The 9,456-nt window shown below is 63.5% G+C and carries 8 protein-coding genes and 1 pseudogene; 6 read left to right on the top strand and 3 right to left on the bottom strand.

Annotated features, from left to right (window positions below; genetic code table 11):
* Window positions 1-62 precede the first annotated feature (62 nt).
* From WD006_RS28215 to WD006_RS28205, 3 genes and pseudogenes are all read left to right on the top strand, one after another.
* Window positions 63-866, top strand: a pseudogene (locus tag WD006_RS28215) (MFS transporter); the annotation flags it as partial.
* A gap of 27 nt (window positions 867-893) precedes the next feature.
* Window positions 894-1,463 carry an RBBP9/YdeN family alpha/beta hydrolase gene (locus WD006_RS28210; RefSeq protein ID WP_008644746.1) on the top strand — a complete coding sequence of 190 codons (570 nt, stop codon included), beginning with the start codon at window positions 894-896 and terminating at the stop codon, window positions 1,461-1,463.
* A gap of 111 nt (window positions 1,464-1,574) precedes the next feature.
* Window positions 1,575-2,771 carry a porin gene (locus tag WD006_RS28205; protein ID WP_011516465.1) on the top strand — a complete coding sequence of 399 codons (1,197 nt, stop codon included), beginning with the start codon at window positions 1,575-1,577 and terminating at the stop codon, window positions 2,769-2,771.
* 132 nt (window positions 2,772-2,903) lie between these two features.
* On the opposite strand, the gene WD006_RS28200 is transcribed toward WD006_RS28205, so the two are convergent.
* Window positions 2,904-3,926, bottom strand: a complete 1,023-nt coding sequence (locus WD006_RS28200; protein WP_029307910.1) for an AraC family transcriptional regulator — start codon at window positions 3,924-3,926, stop codon at window positions 2,904-2,906.
* Window positions 3,927-4,045: 119 nt separating this feature from the next.
* On the opposite strand from WD006_RS28200, the gene WD006_RS28195 reads away from it, so the two are divergent.
* Window positions 4,046-5,104, top strand: a complete 1,059-nt coding sequence (locus tag WD006_RS28195) for a 3-keto-5-aminohexanoate cleavage protein (protein ID WP_011516463.1) — start codon at window positions 4,046-4,048, stop codon at window positions 5,102-5,104.
* 8 nt (window positions 5,105-5,112) lie between these two features.
* The gene (locus WD006_RS28190; RefSeq protein WP_011516462.1) at window positions 5,113-5,313 is read left to right on the top strand and encodes a DUF1289 domain-containing protein; all 201 of its coding nucleotides are present in this window, start codon (window positions 5,113-5,115) and stop codon (window positions 5,311-5,313) included.
* A 184-nt stretch (window positions 5,314-5,497) separates the two neighbouring features.
* Here the strand turns inward: WD006_RS28190 and WD006_RS28185 are convergent, their stop codons facing one another.
* A complete protein-coding gene (locus WD006_RS28185; protein ID WP_029307911.1) occupies window positions 5,498-6,856 on the bottom strand; it encodes an MFS transporter in 1,359 nt (452 codons plus the stop codon).
* Window positions 6,857-7,090: 234 nt separating this feature from the next.
* Between WD006_RS28185 and WD006_RS28180 the strand changes: the two genes are divergently transcribed.
* Window positions 7,091-8,308 (top strand): CaiB/BaiF CoA transferase family protein, encoded by a 1,218-nt coding sequence (locus WD006_RS28180; protein WP_029307912.1) that lies wholly within the window; start codon window positions 7,091-7,093, stop codon window positions 8,306-8,308.
* A gap of 119 nt (window positions 8,309-8,427) precedes the next feature.
* Here WD006_RS28180 and WD006_RS28175 read toward each other — a convergent pair whose 3' ends face one another.
* The gene (locus WD006_RS28175) at window positions 8,428-9,441 is read right to left on the bottom strand and encodes a tripartite tricarboxylate transporter substrate binding protein (RefSeq protein WP_029307913.1); all 1,014 of its coding nucleotides are present in this window, start codon (window positions 9,439-9,441) and stop codon (window positions 8,428-8,430) included.
* Window positions 9,442-9,456: the final 15 nt, after the last annotated feature.

Below are 9,456 nucleotides of genomic sequence, written 5' to 3'. Positions count from 1 at the left end.
GGCCGCTACGACCGCTGCAACCGGCTTAGCGTGCTTTATTTTCCGTTTTCTGAGGCGACCCCCACTTCGGATGGCGCGTTGCTTTCGCCGGCATGGCGCTCTTCGGCCTGATCCTGGTGGCGCTGTACCGCCTGCTGATTACTGAGAAGGGCCTGCTGGCCCGCCGCCAGGAACTCGGCGAGGACGTCTCCGCCAGCCAGACGCAGGCCAAGCTGGAGCTTCGCCCGCTGGTCTCCGCGCTGTTCTCCACCCGTTCGATTCTCTGCGCCTATGTGGGCAGCGCCCTGCAATTGTTCGTCATGGCTTCGATGCTGGCCTGGCTGCCGAGCTACTTCGGCCGCTACTACGGCATGAGCGGCGCGCAAGCCGGCCTGACTGCCGCCGCTTTTGTGCTGATCGGTGGCGCCGGCATGATCATGTGCGGGGCCTTCACCGACTGGATTGCCCGTCATATCCCGGCCCGCAAGTGGATCGTGGCCATCGCCTACAGCGTGCTCTGCTGCGTGCTGCTGGGCGCAGCCTTCCAGCTGCCGCCGGGCACGGCCCAGCTCGTGCTGATCGGCGCCGGGATGCTGCTGGCAGGCGGCACGGCCGGCCCGGCCAGCGCCGCGGTGGCCAATCTGACCGCGCCTGCGATTCATGGCTCCGCGTTTGCCACGCTCACGCTGGTCAACAACCTGCTTGGACTCGCGCCGGGTCCGTTCTTCACTGGCCTGATCGCCGATCACATCGGCCTGCGCGGCGCGCTGCAGTTCCTGCCGCTGGTTGGCTTGCTGGCCGCCGTCTGCTTCGTTATCGGGCGTCGCACCTACAGCGCGGACGTACACCGCCTGGAGCGTATGCGTGCCGCCGCCGGCAATCGCTGACCCCAACACCACTTACCCGTTTTCGCGATGGACTTTCTGGCTGACACCACCGTACTGTTCGTTCCCGGCTTGCGCGACCACGTGCCCGAGCACTGGCAGACCCTGCTTCAGGCGCAGATCCCCAACTCCCGATCGGTACAGCCGCTCGAGCATGACAAGCTGAGCCGCGCGGCACGCGTGGCCGCGCTGGACGAAGCCCTGGCCGAGATCGACGGCCCCGTGGTCCTCGTCGCGCATAGCGCCGGCGTGATGATCACCGTCCACTGGGCGGCCCAGCATCACCGCAAGATCCGCGCCGCGCTGCTCGCCGCACCGGCCGACCTCGAAAACCCGATGCCCGCCGGCTATCCCACCCACGCCACGCTCGACGAGCACGGCTGGCTGCCGATTCCGCGTCGCCCGCTGCCCTTCCCCAGCATTGTTGGCGCCAGCCGCAACGATCCGCTGGCGCGCTTCGATCGCGTGGAGCAGATGGCGCGCGACTGGGGCAGCGAACTGGTCGATCTCGGCGAGGTCGGCCACCTGAACCCCGCTGCGGGCTACGGCGAATGGCCGTACGCGATGACGCTCGTGGAGCGCCTGATGCGTCGCGCCTGACCATGCTCGAGGCACACCGATTTTTGTTTTGTCCACAGAAGTAACCGCAGTAACCATTTCCGACGGGAACCCCCCAAATAGCAATCGAGAAAAAAGAGAGGAGATTGACCTATGAAGCTCAAGGGCATGGCCATGGCCGCACTGCTCGCCTGTACCGGCAGCGCCTACGCGCAGTCTGCCGTTACGCTCTACGGCGTGCTCGACACCAGCCTGGAATTCGCAAACCATGTGGCGCCGTACTCGGCCGCGGGCTTTACCGCGAATCCGGGCGCCGGCAACAATGTGTTCCGCGTGAACTCCGGCGGCCTGTCTGGTTCGCGTTGGGGTCTTCGTGGTACGGAGGATCTCGGCGGCGGCCTGAAGAGCATCTTCGTGCTGGAAAGCGGTATTTCCGTCGATAACGGCACGATGCAGCAGAGCAACCGTCTGTTCGGTCGTCAGGCATTCGTCGGTATCTCGCACAACACCTACGGTCAGATCACGCTGGGTCGCCAGTACACCTCGCTGTTCGTGGCGATGGCCAACTTCATGCCGACGGCGTATGCCACGCAGTACGAACCGGCGGCATTCATGGCCGGTAACAACTTCCGTGAAGACAACACCATTGCCTACACGGGCGTGTTCGGTCCGGTGACCGCGCTGGCCCACTTCTCGTTCGGCGCTGGTGTGCCGAACCTGGCGATCCAGGGCGGTGCAAGCGCCTTCGGTGGCAACGGTGAAGTCCCGGGCGCATTCCGCCGCGACAGCGCCTTCGGCGGCGCATTCACGTACTCGGCTGGCCCGTTCGGCGCAGCGATTGCCTATGACCAGTGGAACCCGTCGGTCAACAACGCCGCCGGCGTCTACCAGGGCACCACTGCCACGCTGAAGAAGGCTTCGGTGGCCGGCAGCTACGCCATCGGTCAGGTCGCCAAGATCATGGCTGGCTACCGCTGGGGCAAGGTCGATAACAACGGTACCGGCGCCCAGCTTCAGCGCGACGACTACTACTGGATCGGCGCGAACTATCAGGTGACGCCTGCTGTGGGCCTGACGCTGGAGTATGACTACGACAACCTCAAGCGCGACTACTTCAACAACACCCACGCACCGAATCCGTGGCAGATCGCCTTCGTGGCGGACTACAGCTTCTCGAAGCGTACCGACGTGTACCTGAGCGCCGCATACGCCAAGAATGCCGGCCTGACGCTGGACGCCGCGAACACGAACCAGCTGGCCACGACCGGCGCCACCGGCAACAGCTACATTCTCGGCACCGGCCAGAGCAGCATGGTGGGTGTGAGCCTGGGCCTTCGCCACAAGTTCTGACCCAATTCGGATTGGTTCTACTGGCGTGAATCGGCCAGGCGAGTTTTACCCGTTCCCCTCGCCTGGTCCGATTCGATGTTCGCCTTTGGTCGCACGGGCCTCCGTCCGTGTGGCCGATTTTCTTCTGGGCGATCAGGTCTCCTCGACCCGTTCGCCCGTTCGCGTTGTGCGCCACTTCGAAACGCTGCAGCCAAACTGGTTGCCAAACCAGCGCGAGAATGCGCTCAGCGACGAAAAGCCGAGCAGCGTCGCAACTTCGGACAGCGGGCGTGAGCGGTTCTCGATGTAGCTTGTAGCCAGCCCTGCGCGTGCCTCGTTCAGGATCTGCGAATAAGTGGTGCCATCCTGCGCCAGTCGGCGGTGGATGGTGCGCCGGTCCACTCCCAAGTGCTGAGCCACCCGGTCGATCGAACACATGCCGCTTGGCAGCAATGCGTAGACGAGCTTGCGCACCTTGTCCGCCATGGTGGTATTCGATTGCGCCAGCAGCGTGCCCAGGTAGCGCTTGACCTGCTGCGCCATCACCGGGTCATAGGACGGCAGCGGCGCTTCCAGATCGGAGGCCACGCAGACGATTCCGTCGAAATCCTGATTGAACAGCGCGGGCATCCCGAACACGCGCAGGTATGTGGTCTGGCTTTCGGGCGGCGCGTGCGAAAAGCAGATGCTGCGCGGGCGCCACGCGGGCCCGAGAAACATGCTGAGCATCCGGAACATCACCCCGGCGGCCAGTTGAGTAGCCTGCCGCATCGAGCCTGCGGGCTGGTCGCTGAGGATCTGCAGGCGGATCACCACCAAGCCATCCATCTCTTCCACGCGCATTGCCAGGGACTCGTTCTGCAGGCCCATGTAGCGCACCATCGACTCCAGCGCGCGGCGCAGCGTGGGTTCCTCGCGGACCACGAAGGCAAGTGGCCCCAGGTTCGAGAACTGCCGCAACTCCGCCAGTCGCAGGCCGAAATCCTCCGCGTGCCCGTCGCGCGCCGACGCCTCGAGCAGACGCCCCACCGATGCGGCGGGGATGCGGATATCGGGGTCCAGCAGCACGTCCCGGTTGATCTTCGCGGCACGCAGCATCTGGTGCGGATCGAGCCCTACGGCGCGCGCAACTTCCATGTAATTGGTCAGGCTGGCACTGCGAAGAAAATAGGACATCGTGTTTTCCCTGAGTGTCCCGAAATGTAAATCGTGTGTCCCTGGTCGTCAAATATTTCAATGCCGTTCGTCGATACTTCCGGCACCGAAGTACGCATTCGAACAACAGGAGACACAGTATGCAGTTCCTCGACGACTCCCTGCACCCCGAGAACATGGACAAGGTTGTTATCACGGTGGCGCCGTATGGCCCCGAGTGGATGCCGGAGGACTTCCCGGAAGACATCCCCGTGACGATGGAGGAACAGATCCAGAAGGCCGTCGACTGCTACAACGCCGGTGCCACGGTGCTGCACCTGCACGTGCGCGAACTGGACGGCAAGGGCTCCAAGCGCCTGTCGAAGTTCAACGAACTGATCGCTGGCGTCCGCGCGGCCGTGCCGGACATGATCATCCAGGTGGGTGGTTCGATCTCGTTTGCTCCGGAGAATGAAGGCCAGGCCGCCACATGGCTGTCGGACGACACGCGCCACATGCTGGCCGATCTGGACCCGAAGCCGGACCAGGTGACCGTGGCCATCAACACCACGCAGATGAACATCATGGAACTGCTCTACCCCGAGTATCTCGAGGGTACGTCGCTGTCCAACCCTGCGTATATCCAAGCCTACCGTGAGATGACCGTGCCGGCTGGCCCGGGCTGGGTGGAAGAGCACCTGCGCCGCCTGAGCGCCTCCGGCATCCAGCCGCACTTCCAGCTCACCGGCATCCACGCGATGGAAACGCTGGAACGCATGGTGCGCGCCGGCGCCTACAAGGGGCCGCTGAACCTGACCTGGATCGGCATCGGCGGTGGCTTCGACGGTCCGAACCCGTTCAACTTCTTCAACTTCATCCACCGCGCGCCGGATGGTTGCACGCTGACCGCCGAGTCGCTACTCAAGAACGTGCTGCCGTTCAACATGATGGCAATGGCGATGGGCATGCACCCGCGCTGCGGCATCGAGGACACGATCATCGACCAGCACGGCAACCGCATGACGTCGGTGCAGCAGATCGAGCAGTGCGTGCGCGTGGCGAAGGAACTGGGCCGCGAGGTCGCCTCGGGCAAGGAAGCACGCGAGATCTATCGCATCGGCACCTGGTACGACAGCGTCGACGAAACGCTGGCGGCCCATGGCATGCTCCCGAACCGCAAGTCGGGTCAGAAGAACCTGCCGCTGCGCAAGGCTGCCTGAGACATACCATGCCCGCCGCGAACCCCTGTATCAACATCTGTCGCATGGACCTGGCAGGCAAGTACTGCCAGGGTTGCCGCAGAACCACGGTCGAGATCGGTCTTTGGGACACCATGACCGAAGTCCAGCGCATCGAGGTGCTGGCCGACCTTCCCCTGCGCGCTCTGGGCAGGGGCGCATCACAGCAGCCGACATCGGTGCCATCCTGACCCACGCGCCGCACTCCTTGCGGCGCTTTCCACGGTTTCTCGCCGGACCTGCCATACGTTCGACATCTGTTCGACACTTTCCAGTCAGCCCAAAGCAGGCAGGTCCGGTCTTTTTCCCTTCCCTCTTTCCTCTTCTTTCCTCTTCTCGGTGGTCGTTTGTTCCCCCGGTCGAATTCACCGTCCGTCATACCGCGTGCGTGACATGCGCGACATCCGCGTCGTCATACTCCCGAGAAATATCCTTGTTCGTATAGTCGCGCAGCTTCACGGCCGCGAACACGCTGAGCGCTGCGCATACCAGCACATAGACCGCAATGGCATAGCCGGTGTGATAGTGGGCGAACAACGCCGTGGCAATCAGCGGTGCCGGGCCGCCCGCAATCACGGACGCTAGCTGGTAGCCCATCGAGGCCCCGCTATAGCGCAGGCGACCTGTAAACGTCTCCGCGATCAACGCCGCCTGTGGGCCATACATCATCGCGTGCGGGACAAGCGACAGCACGATGGCGATGAACACCCACATCGGGTTGCGGGTGTCGACCATCGCGAAGTACAGGAAGCCGAACACGCCGACTGCGATCGCGCCCGCGATGTACATGCGGCGCCGGCCCAGCACGTCGGACAGATGTCCAAAGTACGGAATGGTGAAGAACTCGACCACCGATGCCGCGAGCACGGCCAGCAGGAGCAGATCGCGTGACATGCCCAGCGTCATCACACCATAGGTGAACACAAAGGCCGTAAATATGTAGAACGGCGCCTGTTCGGCCATGCGGACCAGGGCCGACAACAAGATGTCCTTCGGCTGGCGCCGGATTACTTCCAGCATCGGCGTTTTCTCGATCCGATGCTCGGCCAGCAGCCGCGCGAAGACCGGCGTCTCCAGAATGTTCAGGCGGATGTAGAGCCCGATCCCGATCAGCACGATGCTCAGGAGGAACGGCACACGCCAGCCCCAGGTCAAGAACTGATCGCCGGCCAGCCAACTCATGCCCAATACCGCCAGGTTGGCGAGGAACAATCCCGCTGGCACCCCGAACTGCGGCCATGACGCGACCAGGCCGCGGTGCGAGTCGGAGCGTGCCCATTCCATCGACATCAGCACTGAACCGCCCCACTCCCCGCCAACACCAATCCCCTGGATGAAGCGCAGGACCGTCAGTGCCACGGCGCCCCAGATCCCGATCTGCGCATAGGACGGCACGAAGGCCACTGCGAATGTTGCCAGTCCCATCAACAGCAAGGTGGCCACAAGCGTGGCCTTGCGACCGATACGGTCACCGTAGTGCCCGAAGATGGCCGCGCCGACCGGGCGCGCGACAAAGCCTACCGCGTAGATCAGGAACGCCTGCAGCGTGCCAACGAGCGGATCGGATTCGGGAAAGTACAGCTTGGCGAACACCAGGCCGGTTACCGTGCTGTAGAGAAAAAAGTCGTACCACTCGATCGTGGTACCCACGGTGCTTGCGATGACAGCGCGACGCAACTGCCGCCGTGCTTCTGCTTCGGGTAGGGGCACTGCCCCCGACTGCATGGGATCCATTATGCGTCCCCTGTCTGCATATACCGGTATAGACAGTAACAAATCTGTAACGGTTCCGACGGGTGAGGCAGCCGCCTCGCAGGGGATGACGGCATCGCGCTTCAGTCTCGAATGCGATACGTGAGAGGCGTCGCGAACGTATTGGCGGAAACCCTGCCTTTGGCATTGACGAATTGCGAGTGCGTGCTGCGCGACACATCATGCTGATTCGATCGACTCGCCTTTCGTCATCGCATGAGCGCAATCCTGCAGGGCATCAAGGTACTGGACCTGACCCGTGTTGTGGCCGGGCCGTGGGCTACTCAGAACCTGGCGGACATGGGGGCCACCGTCTACAAGATCGAGAAACCCGGTGATGGCGATGACACGCGTCGGATGGGTCCATTCCTGACCGACGTCGATGGCAACGTGACGAACGACTCCGCGTTCTTCCTCTGCTGCAACCGTGGCAAGCAATCGGTCACCGTCGATATTTCGCAGCCGGAAGGCGCCGAACTGGTACGCCAACTGGCAGCGCAGTGCGATGTCGTCGTGGAGAACTACAAGGCGGGCAGCCTGAAGAAGTACGGACTCGACTACGAGAGCATCCGTGCGCTGCGTCCCGACATCATCTATTGCTCCGTGACCGGCTTTGGTCCGGACGGCCCTTACGCGCCCCGCCCCGCATACGACTTCATCCTGCAAGGGATGGCGGGGCTGATGAGCACCTGCGGGCAGCCCGATGGCACGCCCGGCGCGGCGCCGATGCGAACCGCGATTCCACTGACGGATATCCTCACGGGGCTGTATGCATCGGTGGCACTGATGGGCGCGCTCTATCACCGTCAGGCTACCGGTGAGGGGCAATTCATCGATGCCGCGATGATCGATGCCGCAGTGGCCGCCAACGGCCATCTCGCGCTGGGCTATCACATGACGGGAAAGGTGCCGCAGCGCGCCGGCAACTCCAATCCGGTGGCATCGCCTTCGGAGGTGTTCGCCTGCCTTGACGGCCACGTCATCATCGCCGCCGGCAACAACGGTCAGTTCGCGGCGTTGTGTCGCGTGATCGGGTGTGCGTCGTTGATCGAAGATCCGCGATTCCTGCAGAACATGGACCGCGTACGAAATCGCCCGGTTCTGCGCGAGACATTGGGTGAGCGTCTGCTGAACTGGCGTCTTGCCGACCTGATTCAGGCCCTGGAAGGCGCAGGCGTGCCATGTGGCCCGATCAACGACATCGACGACGTTTTCGACGATCCGCAAGTCCGGCACCGCGAACTGCTGGTACGCCTGCCGCACGGCAGTGGTGTCGAGGCGCCGACGCTGCGCAGCCCACTGCGCTTCTCTGCCACGCCGGTCACGATGACCGCGCCACCGCAACTTGGCCAGCACACCGAAGCCGCGCTCCGGAGCGAATTGGGAATGTCGGCAGCGGACGTGGAGGCCTTCCGGGAGAGAGGCGTGATCTGACGCAACGGACCATGGAACGGACGCGGGCTGCGCAAGGCAGCCCGTTTTTCATTGTGGTCGGGATATGCCGGCGCTACCGGCATATCGCATCAATCCGCATCAATCCGCATCAATCCGCATCAGTCGAGTTTGATCCCCGCCTTCTGCACCACGCTGGCCCAGCGCCCCGCTTCTTCCTTGATGAATGCCTGGAACTGATCCGCCTTGCCGCCAACCGGGTCAATGCCGTAGTCGATCAGCTTGGCCTGGACGTCCGGCGCGTGCACCACGGCGTCGAGTTCCGCGGACAGTCTGTCAATGATGGCGGTTGGCGTCTTTGCTGGCGCCAGCACACCGATCCAGCTCGATGGCATGATGTTCGGATAGCCGGCTTCGGCCATGGTGGGCACATCGGGCGCGGCCGGCCAGCGGCGCGGATTGGTGATGGCCAGCGCGCGAACCTTGCCTGCCTTCGCCAGCGGAATCATGGTCTGTACAGAGTCGAAGATCACGGCCACCTGCCCTGAGATAAGGTCTGGCAACGCGGGCGAGATGCCCTTGTATGGCACGTGCGTCATCGTCATACCTGTGCCCTGTGAAAACAGTTCACCGGCCAGATGCGCGCCTGACCCGCTGCCGCTCGAGGCAAAGGTCATCTGGTCCGGATGCGCCTTGCCCCACGACACCAGTTCCTTTACCGACTTCGGCGGCAACTGCGCGCTCGAAACCATCAGTAGCGGAATACGCCCAATCTCGCTCACACCAGTCAGGTCCCGGATCGGGTCGTAGCTCATCTTCTGGTACAGGCTCGGGTTGATCGCGTGCGCGGCCACCACAACCAGCAGCGAATAGCCGTCCGGCGCGGATTTGGCGACGTTGTCTGAACCGATCATGCCGTTGGCACCCGGGCGGTTCTCCACTACGACCGGTTGTCCGATGCGTTCGGCCAGTTTCTGCATGACGAGGCGGGTTACCGCGTCCGACACGCCACCCGGCGGGTATGGCACCACCACACGTACCGGCCGAGACGGCCAATTCTGCGTGCTGGCACTCTGCGCCATGGCGGGCACCGCCAGCATCAATCCACTGGCGAGTATTGCCGCCTGCACGAGCCGCCGCCTTGCGGCACGGCGGGAGTCCTTCTGCGCTGTCATCACCACTGTCTCCTC

The organism is Cupriavidus sp. Met-2 (assembly GCF_049843575.1).
GTDB lineage: Bacteria > Pseudomonadota > Gammaproteobacteria > Burkholderiales > Burkholderiaceae > Cupriavidus > Cupriavidus metallidurans.
The sequence above is the reverse complement of the archived record's forward strand: the minus strand, read 5'-3'. Positions and strand labels throughout refer to the sequence as shown.